The organism is Streptomyces sp. NPDC059002, from assembly GCF_042740435.1.
Classification (GTDB): Bacteria; Actinomycetota; Actinomycetes; order Streptomycetales; family Streptomycetaceae; genus Streptomyces.
The window spans coordinates 21,051-41,782 of record NZ_JBHYJI010000018.1 but is presented as its reverse complement, the minus strand read 5'-3'; the positions used below and the strand labels follow the sequence as shown (position 1 = coordinate 41,782).

Annotated in this window: 22 protein-coding genes; 13 read left to right on the top strand and 9 right to left on the bottom strand. The window is 68.0% G+C overall.

Annotation, left to right across the window (positions count from 1 at the left end; all coding sequences use genetic code 11):
* Positions 1–128: 128 nt before the first annotated feature.
* Positions 129–644, bottom strand: a complete 516-nt coding sequence (locus tag ACFWZ2_RS18475) for a hypothetical protein (protein WP_384546838.1) — start codon at positions 642–644, stop codon at positions 129–131.
* Positions 645–916: 272 nt separating this feature from the next.
* Positions 917–1,702: a GntR family transcriptional regulator gene (locus ACFWZ2_RS18470; RefSeq protein ID WP_384546836.1), complete on the bottom strand. Its 786-nt coding sequence runs from the start codon at positions 1,700–1,702 to the stop codon at positions 917–919.
* A gap of 121 nt (positions 1,703–1,823) precedes the next feature.
* Here ACFWZ2_RS18470 and ACFWZ2_RS18465 point away from each other — a divergent pair, with 121 nt between their 5' ends.
* Genes ACFWZ2_RS18465 through ACFWZ2_RS18455 form a run of 3 tightly spaced genes read left to right on the top strand, consistent with a single transcriptional unit; the run spans position 1,824 to position 3,089 of the window.
* Complete coding sequence (locus ACFWZ2_RS18465; RefSeq protein WP_384547048.1) at positions 1,824–2,231, top strand: NUDIX hydrolase; 408 nt, start codon at positions 1,824–1,826, stop codon at positions 2,229–2,231.
* Positions 2,232–2,277: 46 nt separating this feature from the next.
* A complete protein-coding gene (locus ACFWZ2_RS18460) occupies positions 2,278–2,706 on the top strand; it encodes an ATP-binding protein (protein ID WP_384546834.1) in 429 nt (142 codons plus the stop codon).
* Entirely contained in the window at positions 2,700–3,089 is a 390-nt protein-coding gene (locus ACFWZ2_RS18455; protein ID WP_384546832.1) for a hypothetical protein, read from the top strand. Before ACFWZ2_RS18460 ends, ACFWZ2_RS18455 begins: the two co-directional genes overlap by 7 nt.
* Positions 3,090–3,508: 419 nt before the next feature.
* Here ACFWZ2_RS18455 and ACFWZ2_RS18450 read toward each other — a convergent pair whose 3' ends face one another.
* From ACFWZ2_RS18450 to ACFWZ2_RS18435, 4 genes are all read right to left on the bottom strand, one after another.
* Positions 3,509–4,594: a hypothetical protein gene (locus ACFWZ2_RS18450; protein ID WP_384546830.1), complete on the bottom strand. Its 1,086-nt coding sequence runs from the start codon at positions 4,592–4,594 to the stop codon at positions 3,509–3,511.
* 34 nt (positions 4,595–4,628) lie between these two features.
* Positions 4,629–5,006, bottom strand: coding sequence for a HEPN domain-containing protein (locus ACFWZ2_RS18445; protein ID WP_384546828.1), 378 nt, complete (start codon positions 5,004–5,006; stop codon positions 4,629–4,631).
* A gap of 846 nt (positions 5,007–5,852) precedes the next feature.
* Positions 5,853–6,086, bottom strand: a complete 234-nt coding sequence (locus ACFWZ2_RS18440; protein ID WP_384546826.1) for a hypothetical protein — start codon at positions 6,084–6,086, stop codon at positions 5,853–5,855.
* 115 nt (positions 6,087–6,201) lie between these two features.
* Positions 6,202–8,190: a WD40 repeat domain-containing protein gene (locus ACFWZ2_RS18435; protein ID WP_384546824.1), complete on the bottom strand. Its 1,989-nt coding sequence runs from the start codon at positions 8,188–8,190 to the stop codon at positions 6,202–6,204.
* A 259-nt stretch (positions 8,191–8,449) separates the two neighbouring features.
* On the opposite strand from ACFWZ2_RS18435, the gene ACFWZ2_RS18430 reads away from it, so the two are divergent.
* Positions 8,450–8,608, top strand: a complete 159-nt coding sequence (locus tag ACFWZ2_RS18430) for a hypothetical protein (RefSeq protein ID WP_384546822.1) — start codon at positions 8,450–8,452, stop codon at positions 8,606–8,608.
* A gap of 82 nt (positions 8,609–8,690) precedes the next feature.
* Here ACFWZ2_RS18430 and phoU read toward each other — a convergent pair whose 3' ends face one another.
* Positions 8,691–9,371, bottom strand: coding sequence for a phosphate signaling complex protein PhoU (phoU, locus tag ACFWZ2_RS18425; RefSeq protein WP_384546820.1), 681 nt, complete (start codon positions 9,369–9,371; stop codon positions 8,691–8,693).
* A gap of 273 nt (positions 9,372–9,644) precedes the next feature.
* On the opposite strand from phoU, the gene ACFWZ2_RS18420 reads away from it, so the two are divergent.
* Both ACFWZ2_RS18420 and ACFWZ2_RS18415 read left to right on the top strand, forming a co-directional pair.
* Positions 9,645–10,910 (top strand): sensor histidine kinase, encoded by a 1,266-nt coding sequence (locus ACFWZ2_RS18420; RefSeq protein WP_384546818.1) that lies wholly within the window; start codon positions 9,645–9,647, stop codon positions 10,908–10,910.
* Entirely contained in the window at positions 10,907–11,587 is a 681-nt protein-coding gene (locus ACFWZ2_RS18415) for a response regulator transcription factor (RefSeq protein WP_030362171.1), read from the top strand. Before ACFWZ2_RS18420 ends, ACFWZ2_RS18415 begins: the two co-directional genes overlap by 4 nt.
* A gap of 101 nt (positions 11,588–11,688) precedes the next feature.
* Here ACFWZ2_RS18415 and ACFWZ2_RS18410 read toward each other — a convergent pair whose 3' ends face one another.
* Complete coding sequence (locus ACFWZ2_RS18410; protein ID WP_384546817.1) at positions 11,689–12,435, bottom strand: DUF461 domain-containing protein; 747 nt, start codon at positions 12,433–12,435, stop codon at positions 11,689–11,691.
* A 637-nt stretch (positions 12,436–13,072) separates the two neighbouring features.
* On the opposite strand from ACFWZ2_RS18410, the gene ACFWZ2_RS18405 reads away from it, so the two are divergent.
* The 7 genes from ACFWZ2_RS18405 (at position 13,073) to ACFWZ2_RS18375 (ending at position 19,886) form a co-directional block, all read left to right on the top strand.
* Positions 13,073–13,555 carry a CarD family transcriptional regulator gene (locus ACFWZ2_RS18405; protein WP_003953493.1) on the top strand — a complete coding sequence of 161 codons (483 nt, stop codon included), beginning with the start codon at positions 13,073–13,075 and terminating at the stop codon, positions 13,553–13,555.
* A 334-nt stretch (positions 13,556–13,889) separates the two neighbouring features.
* Positions 13,890–14,618 carry a 2-C-methyl-D-erythritol 4-phosphate cytidylyltransferase gene (gene ispD / locus ACFWZ2_RS18400; protein WP_384546815.1) on the top strand — a complete coding sequence of 243 codons (729 nt, stop codon included), beginning with the start codon at positions 13,890–13,892 and terminating at the stop codon, positions 14,616–14,618.
* Positions 14,608–15,111: a 2-C-methyl-D-erythritol 2,4-cyclodiphosphate synthase gene (gene ispF / locus ACFWZ2_RS18395; protein ID WP_384546813.1), complete on the top strand. Its 504-nt coding sequence runs from the start codon at positions 14,608–14,610 to the stop codon at positions 15,109–15,111. Before ispD ends, ispF begins: the two co-directional genes overlap by 11 nt.
* An 80-nt stretch (positions 15,112–15,191) precedes the next feature.
* Positions 15,192–15,596 carry a PPOX class F420-dependent oxidoreductase gene (locus tag ACFWZ2_RS18390; protein WP_384546811.1) on the top strand — a complete coding sequence of 135 codons (405 nt, stop codon included), beginning with the start codon at positions 15,192–15,194 and terminating at the stop codon, positions 15,594–15,596.
* A 79-nt stretch (positions 15,597–15,675) separates the two neighbouring features.
* On the top strand, positions 15,676–17,091 hold the full coding sequence (gene cysS, locus ACFWZ2_RS18385; RefSeq protein WP_384546809.1) for a cysteine--tRNA ligase: 1,416 nt from the start codon (positions 15,676–15,678) through the stop codon (positions 17,089–17,091).
* A gap of 108 nt (positions 17,092–17,199) precedes the next feature.
* Positions 17,200–18,147 carry a 23S rRNA (guanosine(2251)-2'-O)-methyltransferase RlmB gene (rlmB, locus tag ACFWZ2_RS18380; protein WP_384546808.1) on the top strand — a complete coding sequence of 316 codons (948 nt, stop codon included), beginning with the start codon at positions 17,200–17,202 and terminating at the stop codon, positions 18,145–18,147.
* A 104-nt stretch (positions 18,148–18,251) separates the two neighbouring features.
* Positions 18,252–19,886, top strand: a complete 1,635-nt coding sequence (locus tag ACFWZ2_RS18375) for a DoxX family protein (RefSeq protein WP_384546807.1) — start codon at positions 18,252–18,254, stop codon at positions 19,884–19,886.
* Between the two features lie 91 nt (positions 19,887–19,977).
* Here ACFWZ2_RS18375 and ACFWZ2_RS18370 read toward each other — a convergent pair whose 3' ends face one another.
* Positions 19,978–20,697, bottom strand: a complete 720-nt coding sequence (locus ACFWZ2_RS18370) for an NDP-sugar synthase (protein WP_384546805.1) — start codon at positions 20,695–20,697, stop codon at positions 19,978–19,980.
* Positions 20,698–20,732 lie beyond the last annotated feature (35 nt).

Sequence of the window (20,732 nt, the reverse complement as noted above, 5' to 3'; positions counted from 1 at the left end):
CCATCCGGGCAAGTCCTGGCTACTCGAAATGAGGCGGGCGTGCACCTCCAGCGTCAGTGCTCTGCCGGAGAGCGTCTGATTGGAGCTCCAGGAGTCCCGCAGCAAGTGAATAGGCCGCGCCGTACCTGTCACGGACGGGAGAGTCGCCACAGGTCGGTCTGTGCTCGCGCCTGTGACGGCGGCATCTCACGGACCAGGTGGTAGAGGTTCTCAAAGTACTCCTGCCAGCGGTTTGGGTCCGGCAGGGCGTGCTGCGCCCGCTTGGCTCGTTCCACTCTCACTAGTGGCTCCATCTGTTCCCACACAGAGATCACTGATCCACCCAGGTATCCGGAGACGGGTTCGATGTCCACCACACCGTGCGTGATCAGAGCGCCGAGATTGTCGTAGTACCAGGCCAGCTCACGTATCAGGTTCCGCTCGGTCTCCGGGAGCGCCTCCATCCCATTGGACAGATCCCAGGTGGGCAGTTGCTCGAACACGACTTGCCGAGCCCGGGCCAAGCGCACGCTGCGATGTTCACGGAAAAGGTCCACCACGACCGGGAGCGTGTTCGCGTGTTCCGTCAGCCGCAGCTGCCGTACGGACACGAGGCCGGAAACACCCAGCGCCATCACCGACACCACCAACGCCGCAATTTCCATCACGCCGCCCCTCGACGCAGCTCGTTTGCCCCTCCGTACCCCTGATAGTGAGCCTCTTAAGCCAGAGAGCCCCGCGTGTGGACAGAGCTGGCAAGGGAAACCCATGCGTGGTCCAGGGCGATGGCAAGCGCCTCGTGTTCCCTCGGCCAAGCCGGGCCCACTTGGGGCTCTTCGAGGGGTATCGATGATGACCCCATACGGTCAACAGCATCCGTCCACAGGCCAGTTGAGGTACGCCCCCTTGCCAGGGATGACGTCGCCCGGCCGAGTGATCAGGTGGCCGGGAGTTGGTAGGACAGGACGTATGCGTCCGCCGCCATGACGGTGTCGCAGACCTCTACCGCCCGACCCTCTGTGTCGTACGCGGTGCGGATCAGGTGAATGACCGGCACCCCGGAAGCCAGCCGCAGCGTCCGCACTTCAGCGGGCGAAGGCATTCGGGCGCGGATCTCCTCGTCGAAGTGGTCGAGGTGGTGGCCGAGTTCTTCGAGGCGGGCGTAGATGCCGCCGGGGCCGGGGTTGGGCTCGGCGATCTGCGTAGCCCGTGCGATGTCGAGCGGAAGGTAGGAGGTGGCGAATTCTACCGGCCGCCCGTCGAGCAGATACCGACGCCTGCGGGTGAGAACCCGCCGCGTGGAACCGAGCCGTGTGGCGATGTCCTGGTCGGCCTTCTCCTCCTTGACCTCCAGACTGTCCACCTCAGGGTGGCCGCCAGCGGCGTCGGCCTCGACGAGGAAGGCGGACTTGCCCTGCTCACGGTGGCGCCGGGCGAACCGGTCGGAGGCGAGGCGTCGTACAGGCGGCCGGGGACGTACGAAGACACCCCTGCCGTGCTCGGCGTGGACCAGACCTTCTCCTTGGAGTACGGAGAAGGAGTTCCGGACGGTCATCCGGGAGACCCCGTAGTGCTCGACGAGTTCGGCCTCGGAGGGCAGCTTCTCGCCCTCCGTGAACCGTCCGCGGTCGATGGCCTCGCGCAGCTGGTCGGCGATCTGCCGGAAGACCGCACGGTCACTGGTGGGATCCACGGCGCCGAGCCGCCCCGGAAGTGAGCTCACGAGTACTCCTTTAGATATCTAGACAAGTGCATGAGTCGCGTTGCTACGGTGTGGAGCCTAGCCATCCGAGGGCATGTCGAGGGAGCCGAGAAGGACCGTGAGCACCGACCGTCCGCACTCCGTGAGCGTTGCCGGAGTCATCGTCGACGACCAGGACAGGGCCCTCCTCATCAAGCGCCGCGACAACGGCCACTGGGAACCCCCGGGCGGCATCCTCGAACGCGAGGAAACCATCCCCGAAGCCCTGCAACGCGAAGTCCTCGAAGAAACCGGCATCAAGATCACACTTCCCGCGACCCTCACCGGCATCTACAAGAACATGACGGGCTTGATCGTCTCCATGGTCTTCCGCTGCGAGACTGCCGACGGCACGCCCACCACCGGCGACGAGACCCGCGCCCTGCGCTGGGCCACCCGCGACGAAGTCACCGAACTCGCCGACGAGGCCTACGCGATCCGTGTCCTTGACGCACTCGACGCCACTTCCCCGCCAGCGATCCGTGCCCACGACGGCGTGAAACTCGTCTAGCTCGAACCCGCTGCACATGGCGGCCCACCAGCACAAAGGAACTTGTATGCACGAGTATACGAGCACCGCCCGAGTCTGGGGCCTCACTTGCCCAGGTTTCCCTGAAGAGGTCAGCAGAGCCCGCCGCTGGACCCGCGACATCCTCGCGGGCTCGCCCCTGGCCGAGGACGCCGAACTGATCGTGAGCGAACTGAGCGCGAACGCGATCCTCCACACGGCGAGCGGCAAGAAGTCCGGCAGCTTCCACCTGGCAGTAGCGGTCTCACCACAGGTGGTTGCCCTGTCGGTCACAGACGACGGCGGCACGGAGACGGCCCCGAAGACCGGGCACCCGGGCGAGGAGGCGGCACACGGCAGAGGCCTGGGCATCGTCGGCTTCATCGCCCACCGGGTCGTGGTCCACGACAGCCTCGGCGGCCACACGGTCACGGCGGAACTCTTCGTGGAGGCACCACCAGGAGAGCCGCCATGCTGAGCGACGAACTCACCCACGGATTCTGGTGCGAATGCTGGACGGAGGACGTGCCGACGAAGGGCCGGCCAACGCTCACGACATGCTTCAGCGCACACTCCCCGGCTCAGGCCGATGGCAGGCTGTCGATCACCCTGCAGTGCATCGCAGCACTCAACTCACCAACAGCACTGGAGAATTGGGACAACCTCTACGAGGCCCGCATCAACACAAGAAGAGCCCTACTCCGAGCCGAGCCCTGCACGGCATCGATCACCGACGCCCGCACCCGCATCACATGGACGCTCCGCCCAGTGCGCTTCCTGCCGCTAGCGATCCACAACGAGGCCGAACACCCAGCCTGCGTAGACGACTTGGACGACTTCAAGCCCCACACAACCGACTGAGTTACAACTTTCTCTACTGGTTTCAAGGCGGCTCGCTCCGCTCCCCGCGCGCGGCCCGGCTCCCCGGGCCGCCGCTCCTGTCTCCGCCCCGCTCCGGCCCGGACCACCAGGCCGCGCGACACGAGCTAGCAGCCAACTGACCTCAGAGAATGGGTACATCGTGGGCTGGGGCGGCCGGCTCCACGGCTTTACGCAGCCACTTTGGGGCGAGCCTCTAAGATCATGGCCCCAACGTCGTGCTTTACCGGGCAAGTCCACGACTGCCCGACACGCCGGAACCATACGGGGCCATGATCCCCGCCCCAAAGCAGCTCCGAGCCAAGGCCGCTCAATTGACTTCTTCTTGCCCACGGGCGGATCCACTGAAGGTAGTCCGAACGCTGCTTAATTATCAAGTGGAACGGCACCGGATATTTTTGCTAGTCGTCTACCTTGTTCCCGATGGAACGCGCAGTGCGCTCCCAGGCGTCAATGCTTGCCATCGCCTTGCGCATATTAGCGATAGCGTTACCAATTTTTTTTCCAGGTCCCCGAAGCTGTCGACTGAGAGAACCCATCCCTTCGGCGGCTTCGCCGAAGGAGTTCAGCCCCTCCATTCCGTCCCGAGATGATTCCGCCATGGCAATCAGTTGATCTAGGAAGTCATCGGAGCCTTCAGGGCGATCTTCAGGTGTCGAACTTTGAATTACTTGCAGCATGGCCAGAACACCATCATTGATGGATTCCATATGACTGGCGAAGTCGTTGGATGATGTCTCCAGTTTTTCGACTGGGTCCTTGATCTCGGATGCGTATTTGGCTACGAGTGCAAGGCGCGTGCTATTTGCGGCGCCTGATTGAGATGCCTTCGTCATCTCGGAACCTGCCGATTCGGTGACCATTCCGATTTCTTCGATGGCTTCCGTAATTCGATTGGCATCCTCAGTCATTGAGGTCATGCCGGTTTCGACTTCATCCATTCTCTCCAAGAGGCCAGGTGTTTCCTCCTCGACCTCACCCTCCATGGCGACTTCTAGGCTCGGGAGGGTGACATCCGACTTCCCGCTCCGCACCTCCTGGAGGACCCGAGTGGCCGTCAGCGGGTCCTGGCCATCGTGCATCCCTGCCTGCAGTGCTCTCTCAAGTTGCGTTCGAGCGTCAATCAATCCACGAGGAGATCGAGAGAATTGGATTGTGCGGATAGTATTCACATCGAAAGGCAGCTGGCCGAACTCGCCAATCTGGATGGTGAGTTTCCCTGTTGTGTGCCGAAGTCCAAGCTCGTACAGTACATTGGGGTTACCCCCGCTGACGTCGGCAATCACCACGTCATCTTCGTAGATGTGGCGAAATACCTGTTCTGTAATCTCTCCCGCCACGGCGATCTGATCGGCTCGAATGGGGTCGATTCCAACCTGTTGGCAGGCGGCCTGGATGACCTCTTCGAATACCTGAAGGGAATCTTCGTAGACCTGTCGGCCCAGGTCTCCGATTGGTGCGAACTTGTTCCCGATGGGGCCGATCACGAAACACCTGGTCATTGAACTCTAGCTCCGCCCATCATTGATCACGTTTTACCCAAGTCTTCATGAAGTCAATTAATCTTTCTGCCTGCTTGTAGGTGTCCTCGGCCTCTTTCCTTCGGCAGCGCGCGGGCGAATATTGCGCTTTCGATTTCAATTTCAAAATCTTTTGTAGATGGCGTGACACGGATGTGCCTGCAACTCCGCATCTGCGTAGTAGCGAGAGGGCTTCATCATGACTTTTCCCAGTGGAGTACCTTCCTAGCATCTCGATGCATAGGACGTCGGAGCCATTAATGGCTGCCGAGACTGAAAGGCTAACGGCGGCGTCAAAAAATTCGCATGCCAGTGCGGTGTCAGCAACGGTCAGAAACTCTTCTGCCTTCTGGAGCTTCGCCAGCCCGTCTGACTGCATAGAAGGAGGTTACCGGGACTGAGCCCGAGATGGGGTGAGAAGAGGGAAAACGTGCGCATGCTTGGGATCAGGCTGCGGACCGGGACCCCTGGAGGGCCGGCGACGGGCAGTAGGTTCAGCATGCGAGTCCATCCACTCCGGTCGACTCCGGGGGCGCCTGACATGGGATCAGCAAGGAGCATCCCAGGTCCGTGTCAGATCTAGAGGGAGTCCAGGGCGGACGCCGCATCCGTCCGGCCGTAAGCCATAGCGGTAGACGCCGGTAGATTACCCAAGCTTCCCAAGCCGAGAGCGTGAGTTGTCGACTCGGTACGGGGTCAATGGCTCTTCTCGGACGCCACTTCAGCTTAAGTGCCAGGTCAGCGCTGTCCTGGAAGCCGAAGGCCAAGGTGTCGAGGCGACGGAGATCGACGGCCGCGATCGACTGGACGAAGAGGCCGAGCACCGAGCACGATATATGCCGTTCCTCGGCTCCAGTTCGTTCCGCTGACTTCGTGTCAGGAACCAGATGCCTCCACGAGTGACTCGGCGCCGTTGCCATGCCCGTTGCCGGTCTTGAGGCGCGACATCAGCGAGGCCTGGCAATCGAAGATGATGCGCGTCGCCTGGGTGCTGGCCAGTATTGTTGAGCCCTCGATCCAGCTCTCCCATAATCCCGGGGCTGTCTCGGGTCCGTTCGAGGACGCTCAGCAGTGATCAACTGCGACCAGCGACACAGGTACTGCAGAGCACCGCACGGGCCATGGAAACGCTGCCCTCCCCGAGCCCCCAATAAGAACCAGGGCAAGAAGAAGTAGCCCCCACCGAACAACACACCCACCCCCTGACCCGCACGCCTGGTGCGGGTCAGGGGGTGGCTGCTTCTGTGACGCCCTGGGCGAGCTGGCCCGTGGTCTCCAAGATCCACTGCCCAAACCCCGTAGGAGCGATCAGTACGCCGAAGACCAGCACGATGACCACGGTCAGTTGTTCGTCGGTTCGTTTTCTGGCCTGGGTGCGCCTGCGCAGGCGCAGGACGATGATCACAGCCAGTAGAACCGCCACATTGATCGTCAGGATCACCGCGACCAGCCCTCCCATCAGGCGCGACGGAACGTTCTGGCCTTCCTGTGTAGCGTGAACGCACTGTTCAGGAAGGCCAGTTGTCGCTGGTTGGCGGCAAAACGTTCATCCCGGGCCGGAACGGCCATCTGGCTCAGCGCGTGAAGTTCAGGTACTTCCACGCCCCGTGTGTCGTCGAGTTGACGGTGTCGCCGGACGAGGCGTTCACGTAGGAGGAGCGGATGCGGGCGCGGATGCCTGATTGGCCGGGGGCGTCGAGGCGGACCGCGGAGTAGCCGTCGGGGGCGAGTTTGAAGTACTCGGAGCCGGCGGAGTGCCACTTGCGGTCGGGGCCGTAGACCTGGACCTCGAAGCGCTGCTTGCGGCCCTTGTAGTAGGTCATCGTGGTGGTGAGGACCGGCTCGGTGTTCTTGTGGAAGTAGTGGTACTTGGTGGAGCCGATCTTGGCCGTCTTGTAGTGCTGGGAGACGGCGCTGGAGATCTTGACCTTGGCGTACGCCGTGGACTTGGCCTTCTTGGAGGCGTGGCGGGCGTCTCCGGAGAAGACGACCGTGACCGTCGTGTCCCGCTTCATGTCGACCGTCGCCGACAGGTCGCCGCGGGAGTTGACCTTGCCCTTCTTGATGAGCTTGTTGGGCTTGTCGCCGCCGTAGGGGTCGGCCCAGATCTCGACGGTGCGGTTCTTGTACGTGCTGCCGAGGTGCGCGGTGAAGGAGACGTCGGCGCCGTAGGAGTAGACGTTGCCGTTCTTGTTCAGGGTCAGCTTCGTCGCGGAGCGGGAGACCTCGACCGTGTCCGACGCCGACGTCGCGGCGTGCGTGGCGTCACCGGCGTACGCGACCTTGTACGTCACCTTGCCGCCCGCGGGCGGGGTGTCCTTGAAGGAGAAGGATCCGTCCGCCTTGGTCTTCGCCGGGGGCAGAGCCTTGCCGGGGGAGGGGGATTCGATGTCCGTGCGGGTGACCGTCAGGGGGGTTCCGGCGGGCAGTCCCGCCCCGGTGAGCTTGCCCTTGACGGTGAGCGACTTGGCCCGCGACGCCTTCTCGGGGGCGGTGACCGTGAGCTTCGGCAGGGACTTGGCGGGGTCGTTCAGGACCCGCAGCGAGTAGACGCCCTCGCTGTTGGAGGAGACCGCGAAGAGCCTGCTGCCGTCCGGCGCCCATGCGAGGCCGCCCTCGGCGAGGGTGTCGCCGCCGCTGGTGTTGCCGGTGTTCGGGAACTCGTACTCCCGCACCTTGGCCCACTGGCCCTGCCGGTAGATGTGCACGTCGGGGCGGTACCAGGAGTCGGTGCCCGCCGCCACGGTGCCGTCGGGCGCGATGTCCACGGCGGCGCCGTAGTCCCCGGAGTCGTAACGGCCCAGGGGCGACAGGTCCTTGGTGGAGTACACCGGGTGGTAGTACGGGGAGCCGCTGGCCGTCACGACCTGCGTCCCGTCGGGGGAGACCGCGATGTCGTCGAAGGAGCCGCCCTCCACCGACTTGCTGGCGACCGTCGTCGGCTTCGGCCCCGACACGTCGTACACGGTCAGGGTGTCGTTGCTGGTGTCCTGCTCACCGGCGACCAGGACCCCCGAGTCGGGGTCGGAGCCGAGCTTGGGGGCGGAGTAGAAGCTCGCGTCGCCGTCCTGGCCGAGCGCGACGACCGGCTCGGCGCCGGAGAGGTCGAGCGAGCCGATGCCGCCCGCGGCGGCGGGCCCGTAGCCGAACCACAGCTTGCCGCTCGCGAGTGCCAGCGTGCGCGGCTTCTCCGCGCCGTCCAGCGCGTAGCTCGCGCTCTGTGTGTACGTGGACGTCTCCACGGAGACGATCCGGTTGAGCCCGGAGACCGCCGCGTACACCTGGCGGGAGTCCGGCGAAAGCGCCAGCCCGTCGACGTCCGGCAGCCCGTCGACGGTCGCCTTGACGGTGCCCGTGTAGTCCGTGACGACGATCTTGCCGCCACGCGGATCGGACACGTAGACGCGCCGGTGCTCCCCGTCCACCAGCACGTCACCCGTCGACTTCACGTTCAGGAGCTTGGCCGAGTCGGCGGCGGCCGGACCCGACGTCACCGCGACGAGAGCCGCGGAACTGAAGAGGACCGCGAGCGCCGTCGCGGTCGAGATGGTGCGCGTACGCACGATATGTGACCCCCACATATGAAGAACCCAGGTCAGACGCCCGGGACTTGAACCCCCGTCACAGCACGCTCACATTAAGGCATTCCTGTGAAGGGCGTGGAAGGGGTTTTGCGTGGGGCGCACGGGCGTCGCGGGGTCGCGTGGTGCGCCGCGGCACTCCCCCTTCCCCCGCGCGCGTGTGCGCCGTTGACGCGCCCCTCGATGCTGGGCATGGAATGGGCATCAGGCAGTACGCCAGTACGCCTTCGAGGAGGAGACCATGGCCGTGTCCCCCATGCCCGAATCCGTCCCCGAGCCGCCGGCCGACGTGCAGCACCTGCCCGTGCTCGCCCTGCTCGGCTCCTGCGGCTGCGGCCCCGGCTGCCAGTGCGGCTGCCAGTCCGGTGGTTCCTGCCAGTGCGGTGGCGGCTGCGGCTGACCCCGGACACAGGTGTGCCCCGCACGCCGAGGATCGTGGTCGTGCGGGGCACACGCGCGTGTGAAGCCTGCTCAGGAAGGACCTAGGCCCCTTCCACGGGCGCCCCCGTCGGCTGGATCTCGTCCGCGTGCTCGCCCGTGACCAGGTACACGACCCGCTTGGCGACCGACACCGCGTGGTCCGCGAAGCGCTCGTAGTAGCGGCCGAGCAGCGTGACGTCGACGGCCGTCTCGATGCCGTGCTTCCAGCGGTCGTCCATCAGGTGCTGGAAGAGCGTGCGGTGCAGCTGGTCCATCTCGTCGTCGTCCTGCTCCAGCTGGAGCGCGAGGTCGACGTCCTTGGTGATGATGACCTCCGCCGCCTTCGCCATCAGGCGCTGCGCGAGCTGGCCCATCTCCAGGATCGTGGCGTGCAGGTCCCGCGGCACCGCCGAGTCGGGGAAGCGCAGCCGGGCCAGCTTGGCGACGTGCTGGGCGAGGTCGCCGGAGCGCTCCAGGTCGGCGCTCATCCGCAGGGAGGTGACGACGATGCGCAGGTCCGTGGCGACCGGCTGCTGCCGCGCGAGCAGGGCTATCGCGCGCGCCTCCAGGTCGTGCTGCAGGTCGTCGACCTTCTGGTCGGCGGCGATCACGCTCTCCGCCATCTTCAGATCGGCGTCGAGCATGGCCGTCGTGGCGCGCCCGATCGCGGACCCGACAAGGCGGGCCATTTCGACCAGGCCCTCGCCGATCGAGTCAAGTTCCTCGTGGTACGCGTCCCGCATGTGGCTGTCCCTCTCTAGTACGTCTCAGGGGGCTGGCCCCTACGCTCCCACGGTGTGGCCCGGACGCGTCCGTTTCCGGCACCCCAAATGAACCACCACCGTCATCAAGGTGAACTGTGGGCGACGGGGGACGGCGGTCCCGCCGGAGCCCGACCCGGCCCGATCGGAGGAAATGAACCGGATCCGTCCCCTCGGTGAACTCTGGGCGACGAGTGTTCGAGGCGGCACTCGTATGGCTGTGACCGGCGCTCAATGGGCGCATAACCTGGATGCATGGACGTGAACGCGGCGGTCGCCGCAGCGGCAGCGATCGCCGGGGTGTGCACCGGCGTGATCGCCATGCTGGCGTTTCGCTGGAGCGAGCGCGACCAGAAACGCCCCACCCGGACCTCCCTGCACACGGACCCCGTCCTGCCGCCCGGCGTCGACACCGTCCTCTCCGTACTGCGCTCCTCCGCCGTCGTCCTCGACGAGGCGGACAGCGTGGTCAAGGCGAGCTCCGCGGCGTACGCGCTGGGCCTGGTCCGCGGCGGCAAGCTCGCCGTGGACCCGATGCTGCAGATGGCCCGCGACACCCGCCGCGACGGAGAGATACGCCAGGTCGAACTGGACCTGCCCCGGCGCGGCACCGGCCGCGGCGAGGCCCTCGCGGTCTCCGCGCGCGTGGCGCCGCTCGGCTCCCGGCTCGTGCTCCTCCTCGTCGAGGACCTCACGGAGGCCCGCCGCATCGAGGCGGTCCGCCGTGACTTCGTCGCGAACGTGAGCCACGAGCTGAAGACCCCGGTGGGCGCCCTGAGTCTCCTCTCCGAAGCCGTCATGGACGCCTCCGACGACCCCGAGGCCGTCGAGCGCTTCGCGGGCCGCATGCAGATCGAGGCGACCCGCCTGACCAGCCTCGTACAGGAGCTGATCGACCTCTCCCGGGTGCAGAACGACGATCCCCTGGAGGACGCCGAACCCGTCCGTGTCGACGAACTGGTGGCGGAGGCGATCGACCGCAGCCGTCACCAGGCATCCCACAAGCAGATCACCATGGCCGCCGGAGGCACCGCGGACCTCCAGATCTGGGGCAACCGCGGCCAGCTCGCAGCGGCGCTCGGCAACCTCGTCGAGAACGCCGTGAACTACAGCCCCGCCCGCACCCGAGTGGGCATAGCCGCCCGCCGGGTCACCGTGCCCGGCGGAGACCTCATCGAGGTCGCGGTCACCGACCAGGGCATCGGCATCTCCGACAAGGACAAGGAGCGCATCTTCGAGCGCTTCTACCGCGTCGACCCGGCCCGCTCCCGGGCCACCGGCGGTACCGGCCTCGGCCTCGCCATCGTCAAGCACGTGGCCGCCTCGCACGGCGGGGAGGTCACCGTGTGGAGCTCCGAGGGTCAGGGCTCCACCTTCACCCTGCGGCTGCCCGAGGCGGCCGCGCACCGCGACCGCGGACCAGGTCACGGCGGCGGGGCCGGTGCCGATGACACCGACGCCGCGCCGTCCGACGAGACCACTACGTACGAACCCATTCCTGCCCCGGAGGTCCTTCCGTGACCCGAGTGCTCGTCGTCGAGGACGAGGAATCCTTCAGCGACGCTCTGTCCTACATGCTCCGCAAGGAGGGCTTCGAAGTCGCCATCGCGGCGACAGGCCCGGACGGACTCGACGAATTCGAGCGCAACGGCGCCGACCTCGTCCTGCTCGACCTGATGCTGCCCGGCCTGCCCGGCACCGAGGTCTGCCGCCAGCTGCGCAGCCGCTCCAACGTCCCGGTGATCATGGTCACCGCCAAGGACAGCGAGATCGACAAGGTGGTCGGCCTCGAAATAGGAGCCGACGACTATGTGACCAAGCCCTTCTCCTCGCGGGAGCTGGTCGCCCGCATCCGCGCCGTGCTGCGCCGCAGGGGCGAGCCGGAGGAGGTGGCACCGCAGGCCCTGGAGGCGGGCCCGGTCCGCATGGACGTGGACCGCCACGTCGTCACGGTCTCCGGCTCCAAGGTCGACCTGCCGCTCAAGGAGTTCGACCTCCTGGAGATGCTCCTGCGCAACGCGGGCCGCGTCCTGACCCGCATGCAGCTCATCGACCGCGTCTGGGGCGCCGACTACGTGGGCGACACCAAAACGCTCGACGTCCACGTCAAGCGCCTCCGCGCCAAGATCGAGCCGGACCCGGGAGCCCCGCGCTACCTGGTGACGGTCCGCGGCCTCGGCTACAAGTTCGAGCCGTAAAGAGCACGCGCACAGCACGTACGACGAAGGAGGGCGGCACCCCGGTGGGGGTGCCGCCCTCCTTCGTACGTGTACGCGTTCGTACGGGTACGTACGTCGGCTCAGTGCTCGGCGCCGGTACCCGTGCCCGCGCCGTGCGAGGCCGCGCCGGACGGGTCCGTGCTCGCGCCGCCGGACGGGTTGGTGTTCGCGCCGTCGACCGCCTCGCCCGAGGGGTTGGTGGACGCGCCGTCGGACGGCTTGCCCGACGGGTTGGTGGAGGCGCCCTCCGACGGCTTGCCGGACTTCGACGGCTTGCCGTCGGGCGCCTGCGGCAGCTCGCTCGGGCCCCACTTGGAGAAGTAGCTCTCGGCGGGCACGACGAACGCCTGGAGCGCCACGTCACCGGTCTCGCTGAAGGCGAAGGTGACCTTCTGCGCGTTGCCGTCCTTGATGGCCTCACGGCTGCTGGGCAGGACGGCGGAGGCGTTGTCCTTGCCGCCGATGACGACGGAACCGCCGGCCGGGATGGTCAGCGGACCCTCCGGCTTGGAGTTCTTGTCGTCCTTGCCGGGCGTGATCTTGGCCTTCTTGGCGGTGCCGTCGACCGTGATCGAGTCCAGGGTCTGGGCGGTGCGGCCGTTGTTGAAGACCGTCGCGGAGACCACGGCAGGGCCCTTGGACTCCAGGTCCGGCTGCGTGATGACCATGGCGTTCTGGATCTTGATGTCACCGACGGAGGTCGCGGCGTTGTCCGGCTTGACCTCCATCGTCTGCGCGTTGTTGCCGGCGCCGCAGGCGGCGAGCGAGGCGAGCGAGAACGCGATGGCGGAAGCGGCGATTGCGCCGCGTCGAAGGCTGCGGCTCACGGCGGCGGCAACTCCTTGAACGTGGGCGGTACGGGAGGGGCGGACGGCCGTAAAGCCGCCCTAAGGGTGTGTCAGCGCGCTTAGGTTACCGAGCCGTTCCCGCGCCACCGCACCCGACCCGCCCCTTGCGCTCCCCGGCGTCGCGCCACCGGGTCCGCGCGGGCCCCGATCTTCCTCTCGCGCCCCGTCCGCCCCATTGCCCTCGGACGTCTCTCGTTCATCATTCACATAAGCGCCGTCAAGCGCTCTCCGGACCCGCCTTGCGGATTTCCCGTAAGGAATGCATGGGGGTTCGGAGAATTGATCTTCGGGCGCCTTGATCAATTCCGGAATCGTCATGGACATCGCTCCGTACGCCTCTCCGTCCACCGAACGGAGTAGCGGAAGTTCACCGCTTGGAACCTGGCAAAACGGGACGTTCGACCTCTTGAGGCGCTCTTGAGGGGTACGTAACGTGGGTGTTTCTGCCTCCCCGGAGAGCCGCTCCGACCTGCGAATACCCCGTTCCGCCACCCCTGCGCAGCACGTTCCTGTTGCTGTTGTCAAGCCCCGAGATATGCCCTGACCTGCGAAAACGCCATTCAGAAGAGGCGGTTCTCGTGTTAGGATGGATAGCCACGGAAGGGGTACCTGTCACATGACGTTCAAGGTTGGCGACACCGTGGTCTATCCCCATCACGGGGCCGCGCTGATCGAGGCCATCGAAACTCGCCAGATCAAAGGCGTGGACAAGACCTACTTGGTGCTGAAGGTCGCCCAGGGCGACCTGACGGTGCGTGTGCCAGCGGACAATGCGGAGTTCGTCGGCGTGCGTGATGTGGTCGGTCAGGATGGACTGGACCGGGTCTTCGAGGTACTGCGCGCGCCGTACGCCGAGGAGCCCACGAACTGGTCTCGTCGCTACAAGGCAAATCTCGAGAAGCTCGCCTCCGGCGATGTCATCAAGGTCGCGGAAGTCGTGCGTGACCTGTGGCGTCGGGAGCGCGAGCGCGGACTGTCCGCCGGCGAGAAGCGCATGCTCGCCAAGGCTCGTCAGATCCTGGTGAGCGAGCTCGCCCTCGCGGAGAACACCAACGAGGACAAGGCCGAGGCCCTGCTGGACGAGGTTCTCGCGTCCTGACTCTCGGCACGGGGAGCATGCCACGAGGTGCATGCCCCGGCCGTCCTGGCGCAATGATGCCGCGGTGCCCGCTGACCCTTTACGGAGTCGCCGGGCGCTGCGGCATGTTCGTACCCAGATTTTTCCCGTAGGTATTTCTCGTACCCAGTGCGCACCGAGTGCCGAGCCGTCCCCAGGCAGACATGTGAGCGGCTCCCGGGGGAGCCGTGTTTGGTGTGCCGGGCCCGGGCAGCTGATTCGACCAGATGTCACGGAAGGGTCCGGTCGAGGTGTCGCACCCGGCACGCTGTGGCCATACCCATGTCGGCCGAGCACACAAACCTGAACGGAACCGATGTCTAGCGAATCCCGCACCGCGGTGGTCATTCCCGCGGCAGGACGGGGCGTGCGCCTCGGCCCTGGCGCCCCCAAAGCACTCCGCGCGCTGAACGGCACCCCGATGCTCATCCACGCCGTGCGCGCCATGGCGGAATCCCGTGCCGTCTCCCTCGTCGTGGTGGTGGCACCGCAGGACGGCGCCCCCGAGGTGAAGACCCTCCTCGACGACCATGCGCTGCCCGAGCGCACCGACTTCCTCGTCGTGCCCGGCGGCGACAGCCGACAGGAGTCCGTGCGGGCCGGTCTTGACGCGCTGCCCGACGGCATCGACATCGTGCTCGTGCACGACGCGGCCCGCCCCCTGGTGCCCGTCGACACGGTCGACGGCGTCATCGAGGCCGTGCGCGACGGCGCCCCCGCCGTCGTGCCCGCGCTGCCGCTCACCGACACCGTCAAGCAGGTCGAGCCGCGCGAGGCCGGGCAGCCCGAGCCCGTCGTGGCCACCCCCGAGCGGGCCAGGCTGCGCGCCGTGCAGACCCCGCAGGGCTTCGACCGCGCCCTTCTGGTGCGCGCCCACGAGAGCGTCACCGAGAACGTCACGGACGACGCGAGCATGGTCGAGCAGCTCGGCGAGACCGTCGTCGTGGTGCCCGGGCACGAGGAGGCGTTCAAGGTGACGCGGCCCCTCGACCTCGTGCTCGCCGAAGCCGTTCTCGCACGCAGGAGGGCCAACGATGGCTTCTGAGACACCCCCGTTCGTGCTGCCGCAGGTCGGCATCGGCACCGACATCCACGCCTTCGAAGAGGGCCGCGAGCTGTGGTGCGCGGGCCTGAAGTGGGAGGACCAGGGGCCCGGGCTCGCCGGGCACTCCGACGCCGACGTCGTCGCGCACGCCGCGTGCAACGCGCTGTTCTCCGCCGCGGGCCTCGGCGACCTCGGCGCGCACTTCGGCACGGGGCGCCCCGAGTGGTCCGGCGCGTCGGGGCTCACGCTGCTCGCCGAGGCCGCCCGGATCGTGCGCGACGCCGGGTTCACCATCGGCAACGTCGCCGTGCAGGTCGTCGGCGACCGCCCCAAGATCGGCAAGCGCCGCGACGAGGCGCAGAAGGTGCTCTCCGAGGCCGCGGGCGCGCCCGTCTCCGTCTCCGGGGCCACCACCGACGGCCTCGGCTTCCCGGGCCGCGGTGAGGGCCTCGCGGCGGTCGCCACCGCCTTGGTCGTACGCACGTCGGCCTGAGGCCGGTAACGGGGTAGTCGTATGGCGCGTACGTGGCGTATGCCTCGTACAGCCAGTCGCCCATGTAAGGAGTGAGGTCCATGTCCGCCGCACTGTCCGACCAGCTCAAGCAGCTTCTCGACGGCCCCGTCTTCATCACCGTGGCCACCATCCAGCCCGACGGCAGCCCCCAGGTGTCCCCGGTCTGGGTCAAGCGGGACGGCGACGACCTGCTGTTCTCGACGACGATCGGCCGTCGCAAGGAGCGGAACCTGCGGCGCGACCCGCGCGTGACGGTGCTGCTCCAGCCCTTCGACGCCCCGTACACGTACGCGGAGATCCGCGGCACCGCGGAGCTGACCACCGAGGGCGGGCAGGAGCTCATCGACGAGCTGTCGCTGAAGTACACCGGGAAGAAGTACGCCGAGTTCAACCCGGGGTCCAAGGACGACGCCGAGCGGGTCGTCGTCCGGGTCTCCGCGCGGAAGGTCGTCGGCAGCATCTGAGCCGCCGCAACGTCACAGTTCCGTGCCCTGTGGCCCTAGGGGTCGCGGGGCACTGTCCTGCGCCCACTACCCTGGAGTGGTGACGATTCGCCTGTACGACACCAGCGCCCGGCAGATCCGTGACTTCAGCCCCCTGACTGACGGCTGTGTCTCGATCTACCTGTGTGGTGCCACCGTGCAGGCGGCCCCGCACATCGGGCACATCAGGTCCGGCCTGAACTTCGACATCATGCGCCGCTGGTTCGCCTACCGCGGCTATGACGTGACGTTCATCCGCAATGTGACCGACATCGACGACAAGATCATCAAGAAGTCGGCCGAGCAGGGCCGCCCCTGGTGGTCGATCGGGTACGAGAACGAGCGCGCGTTCAACGACGGATACGACGCGCTCGGCTGCCTGCCGCCCACCTACGAGCCCCGGGCCACCGGCCACATCACCGAGATGGTCGAGATGATGCGCGGCCTCATCGAGCGCGGCCACGCCTATGAGGCGGACGGCAGCGTCTACTTCGACGTGCGCTCCTGGCCCGAGTACCTGGAGCTCTCCAACCAGGACATCGACGACCTGCGCCAGCCCGACGAGGGCGTCGCGGGCAAGCGCGACCCCCGTGACTTCGCGATGTGGAAGGCCGTCAAGCCGGGCGAGCCCGCCTGGGAGACGCCCTTCGGCCGCGGCCGTCCAGGCTGGCACCTGGAGTGCTCGGCGATGGCCCACAAGTACCTGGGCACCGCCTTCGACATCCACGGCGGCGGGATCGACCTGATCTTCCCGCACCACGAGAACGAGATCGCCCAGGCCAAGGCCTTCGGCGACGAGTTCGCGAAGTACTGGGTGCACAACGCCTGGGTGACCATCGCCGGCGAGAAGATGGCGAAGTCCCTCGGGAACTCGGTCCTCGTCTCCGAGATGGTCAAGCAGTGGCGCCCCATCGTCCTGCGCTACTACCTCGGCACCCCGCACTACCGCTCGATGATCGAGTACAGCCCCGAGGCCCTGCGCGAGGCCGAGTCCGCGTTCGCCCGCATCGAGGGCTTCGTGCAGCGCGTGGTGGAGAAGGCCGGGGGCGCCGTCGAGCCCGCGGCCGAGGTGCCGCCCGCGTTCGCCGAGGCCATGGACGACGACATGGGCGTCCCGCAGGCGCTCGCCATCGTGCACACCACGGTCCGGCAGGGGAACTCCGCCCTCGCCGCCGACGACAAGGAAGCCGCCGTGGCGCGGCTCGCCGAGGTGCGGGCCATGCTGGGCGTCCTCGGCCTCGACCCGCTCGACCCGCACTGGGCCGGTGGCGAGAGCGACCGGGGCGAGACTGGATCTATTAACAGCATGCACGGCGTCGTCGACACCCTGGTGCGCCTGGTCCTCGACCAGCGGGAGGCCGCCCGCGGCCGCAAGGACTGGGGCACCGCCGACGCCATCCGCGACTCGCTCAACCAGTCGGGCCTGGTCATCGAGGACAGCCCGAGCGGTCCGCGCTGGACGCTCGGCCCGCGCTGAGACACCCGCTGATGTGCCGCCCGGCCTTCCGGGCGGCACACTTCATAGACGTACACCTCGTACGCGTACGCACGTGCGCGCACACGCATCACGACAGACAGGTAGGTCATGGCCGCTAACAACCGCCGCATGTCCGGCAAGAAGGGCGCGCAGGTCGGCAGCGGCGGCAATCGGCGCCGCGGCCTCGAGGGCAAGGGCCCGACGCCGCCCGCCGAGATGCGCAAGGGGCATGTGAAGAACCGCATCGCCAACGCCAAGGCCAAGAAGGCCGCGGGCGGCCGCCGTCCCGTGCCCAAGGGGCGCGGCGGCAAGTCGTCGTCCGAGATGGTCGTCGGCCGCAACCCGGTCTTCGAGGCGCTGCGCGACGGCGTGCCCGCCTCCACGCTCTACGTCCAGCAGTTCATCGACAACGACGAGCGGGTCCGCGAGGCGCTGCAGCTTGCGGCCGAGCGCGGCGGCATCCACCTGATGGAGGCCCCGCGGCCCGAGCTGGACCGCATGACGAACGGCCTCAACCACCAGGGGCTCGTCCTCCAGGTCCCGCCGTACGAGTACGCGCACCCCGAGGACCTCGCCGCCGCCGCGTACGACGAGGGCGAGGACCCGCTGATCGTCGCGCTCGACGGCGTGACCGACCCGCGCAACCTCGGCGCGGTCGTCCGCTCCGTCTCCGCCTTCGGGGGCCACGGCGTCGTCGTGCCCGAGCGGCGGGCCGCGGGCATGACGGCCGGTGCCTGGAAGTCGTCCGCCGGTACGGCCGCGCGGACGCCGGTCGCCCGGGCCACGAACCTGACGCGCGCGCTTGAGCAGTACAAGAAGGCGGGCGTCGCCGTCGTCGGCCTCGCGGCGGACGGCGAGCACGCGGTCGGTGACCTGGAGGCCCTCAGCGGTCCCGTCGTCATCGTCGTCGGCAGCGAGGGCAAGGGCCTCTCGCGCCTCGTCGGCGAGACCTGCGACTTCCGCGTGCGGATCCCGATGCCGGGTGGGGCGGAGTCGCTGAACGCCGGTGTCGCGGCGGGGATCGTGCTGTACGAGGCGTCCCGGCGCCGGAGCTAGGACGGTACGGACGTACAGGTGTCCGGGCGGCGTTGATCTCTTGACGCGGCCCGGACATTTCTGCGTGGTCAAGGCAGTGTCCTAAACACACATCACTCGGTTAGATGAGTGTGGACACCAGAACATCCCGCACACCCACGGGGGGAAGCTCGTCGGGCTTCGACGAAGCTCCCGCGCTGAGCATGGTGAAGGTGCCGAGCGACCCGGCGCAGGTCATCGTCAATCACGCGAGTTTCCGCGTGCAGCTCCCCGCCGCTGGGCGCACTCAATCCCCGCGCATCTCACGGCACTTGGGCGCCACCGACGAAACGGTGCGCATCCCGGTCGTGGGCGGCGCCACCAAGCGTCGCGCGCCCGTCGTCTGGAGCGGGAAGTCCGAGCCGGGCGACCCGGGCGCCAGCGGACTGCTGCAGGCCGTGCGCGGCACGGGCGTACGCCGTTCGGGCGAGGCGGCAGGACCGTACGACGACGGGGGCGCCACCCAGGTCATTCCGCGCGTCGACCTCGACGAGGGCCCCGAGACCGTCGCGACGCCCGGCGTCGTCGGACCGCGCAGCCCCGAACCCGAGACCCGGCTGCTGCCGCAGATGCGACTGCCGAGCAGCGACTACGACGAGCAACTCGCCGCGCACGGCGACGAGTTCGACGACTACGACGACGGCGACGAGGGCGAGGACGGCGACGAGCGGGCCCGCAGGCACGGGTCCGACCCCGTCCGGCACGCCTACTACCCCGGCCGCCGGATGAACCTCGGCGTCGTGCTGCTCCCGCTGCGCGTCTTCCTCGGCTTCATCTCCATCTACGCCGGCATGGGCAAGCTCTGCGACCCCGTCTACTTCGACGGCGGCGAGCGCGGCTCCATGGTCAAGTGGCTCAACTCGCTGCACCCTTGGGCGCTCGCCGAGCCACTGCGCGACTTCGCCCTCCAGCACCCGGTGGGCGCCGGACTCTGCATCGCCTTCCTCCAGGTCATCGTCGGCGTGCTCACGGTGCTCGGGCTCTGGCAGCGGGTCGCCGCGTCCATCGGCGTCCTGCTCTCCGCGGCGCTCATCGTCACCGTGAGCTGGAAGACCGTCCCCGCCTACGACGCGCCGGACATCATCTACCTCGCCGCCTGGTCGCCGCTGATCATCGCGGGCGCGCCCGTGTACTCCATCGACGGACGCCTCGCGGGCGAGGCCTGGCGCACGCTCGGCCCGCGGGCCGCCATCTGGGAGCTGCGGCGGCGCGTGCTGCGGCGCGGCGGGCTCGTCGGCACGGTCGTGGTGGGCCTCACGCTGCTCATCGGCTCGATGCTGGGCGGCGCCGTACGGGACGCGGACCGCGTGACGGTGCCGGGGCCCGGCGAGGCGCCGCGCAACGAGCTGCCGGGCTCCCCGCTCCCCGAGGACCCCGCGAAGAAGCAGCGGCGCCACTCGCAGGGCCCCACGGAGTCCACGGGCTCCCCGACGCAGGGCAGCACCGCGAGCCCCTCGCAGAGCGCCACGACGCCGGAGACGGCCAGGGAGACCGGCACCGTCGGCTCGGAGCGGCGGCCCAGTCAGACGCAGGGCAGCACGGCGGGCCAGGCCCCGCCGCAGCAGTCGGCGCCGCAGCAACAGCAGCCGCCGACCACCAGCGCGGGCCCGACGTCCAGCGGCGGTGGCGGCACCACCGGGGGCTCCGGTGGGACGAGCGGTGGTTCCGGTGGTTCGGGCGGGGACGATCCCGGGCTGTTGGGCGGTGTGCTCGGCCGCTGAGGCCCGTGATTCCCGCCGTAGGGCAGAGGGGCCCCGCACAGTCGGTGTGCGGGGCCCCTCGTCGTATGCGTACGAAGTGCTGCTCGGTGCCTCAACGGCGTTGGGCGGCAAGCTCCTTGGCGGCCTCCGTGAGGTCCTTCGCCGTGTCGATGGCGCGCCAGTACGCGCCCTGCGGCAGCGGGAAGCCGGCGAGGCGCTTCTCGCGGGCCAGGCGGGGGAACGTGGTGCGCTCGTGGTCGCCGAGGTCGGGCAGGAGCGCGGTGAAGGAGGCGGCGAAGACGTAGACGCCCGCGTTGATGAGGTACGGGGACGGCGGGGCCTCGATGAAGTCCGTGATGTGGCCGAACGCGTCCGTCTCGACGGCGCCCCACGGGATGCGGGGGCGGGCCAGGGCGAGGGTCGCGGTGGCGTCGCGCTCGGCGTGGAAGGCCGCCATGTCGCGCAGCGAGAAGCGGGTCCAGATGTCGCCGTTCGTCGCGTACCAGGGGCGGTCGGCGTGCGGCAGGTGGCGGGCGGCGTACTTGAGGCCGCCGCCGCGGCCGAGCGGCTCCTTCTCGACGACCGTGGTGACGTTCAGCGGCAGGTCCGCCGAGTCGAGCCACTCCTGGAGGACCTCGGCGAGGTGGCCGCAGGAGACGACGGCGTCGGTCACGCCCTCCTCGGCGAGCCAGGCAAGCTGATGGCCGATGATCGGGGTCCCCGTGCCGGGGATCTCGACCATCGGCTTGGGCCGGTCGTCGGTGTACGGGCGGAGGCGGGAGCCTTGGCCTCCGGCCAGGACTACGGCCTGCGTGGGGTTCGGCGTGGTCATACCGGAAACCCTACGCGGCGGTAGCGGCGGCCCCG

Coding starts and splice junctions, on each gene's coding strand:
- ACFWZ2_RS18445 (WP_384546828.1), bottom strand. CDS start 5,006: ATGCAGTCAGACGGGCTGGCGAAGCTCCAGAAGGCAGAAGAGTTTCTG.
- ACFWZ2_RS18375 (WP_384546807.1), top strand. CDS start 18,252: ATGAGTGTGGACACCAGAACATCCCGCACACCCACGGGGGGAAGCTCG.
- ispF (WP_384546813.1), top strand. CDS start 14,608: ATGGCTTCTGAGACACCCCCGTTCGTGCTGCCGCAGGTCGGCATCGGC.
- ACFWZ2_RS18460 (WP_384546834.1), top strand. CDS start 2,278: ATGCACGAGTATACGAGCACCGCCCGAGTCTGGGGCCTCACTTGCCCA.
- phoU (WP_384546820.1), bottom strand. CDS start 9,371: ATGCGGGACGCGTACCACGAGGAACTTGACTCGATCGGCGAGGGCCTG.
- ACFWZ2_RS18420 (WP_384546818.1), top strand. CDS start 9,645: ATGGACGTGAACGCGGCGGTCGCCGCAGCGGCAGCGATCGCCGGGGTG.
- ACFWZ2_RS18405 (WP_003953493.1), top strand. CDS start 13,073: ATGACGTTCAAGGTTGGCGACACCGTGGTCTATCCCCATCACGGGGCC.
- ACFWZ2_RS18455 (WP_384546832.1), top strand. CDS start 2,700: ATGCTGAGCGACGAACTCACCCACGGATTCTGGTGCGAATGCTGGACG.
- ACFWZ2_RS18430 (WP_384546822.1), top strand. CDS start 8,450: ATGGCCGTGTCCCCCATGCCCGAATCCGTCCCCGAGCCGCCGGCCGAC.
- ispD (WP_384546815.1), top strand. CDS start 13,890: ATGTCTAGCGAATCCCGCACCGCGGTGGTCATTCCCGCGGCAGGACGG.
- ACFWZ2_RS18370 (WP_384546805.1), bottom strand. CDS start 20,697: ATGACCACGCCGAACCCCACGCAGGCCGTAGTCCTGGCCGGAGGCCAA.
- rlmB (WP_384546808.1), top strand. CDS start 17,200: ATGGCCGCTAACAACCGCCGCATGTCCGGCAAGAAGGGCGCGCAGGTC.
- ACFWZ2_RS18440 (WP_384546826.1), bottom strand. CDS start 6,086: ATGGGAGGGCTGGTCGCGGTGATCCTGACGATCAATGTGGCGGTTCTA.
- ACFWZ2_RS18390 (WP_384546811.1), top strand. CDS start 15,192: ATGTCCGCCGCACTGTCCGACCAGCTCAAGCAGCTTCTCGACGGCCCC.
- ACFWZ2_RS18475 (WP_384546838.1), bottom strand. CDS start 644: ATGGAAATTGCGGCGTTGGTGGTGTCGGTGATGGCGCTGGGTGTTTCC.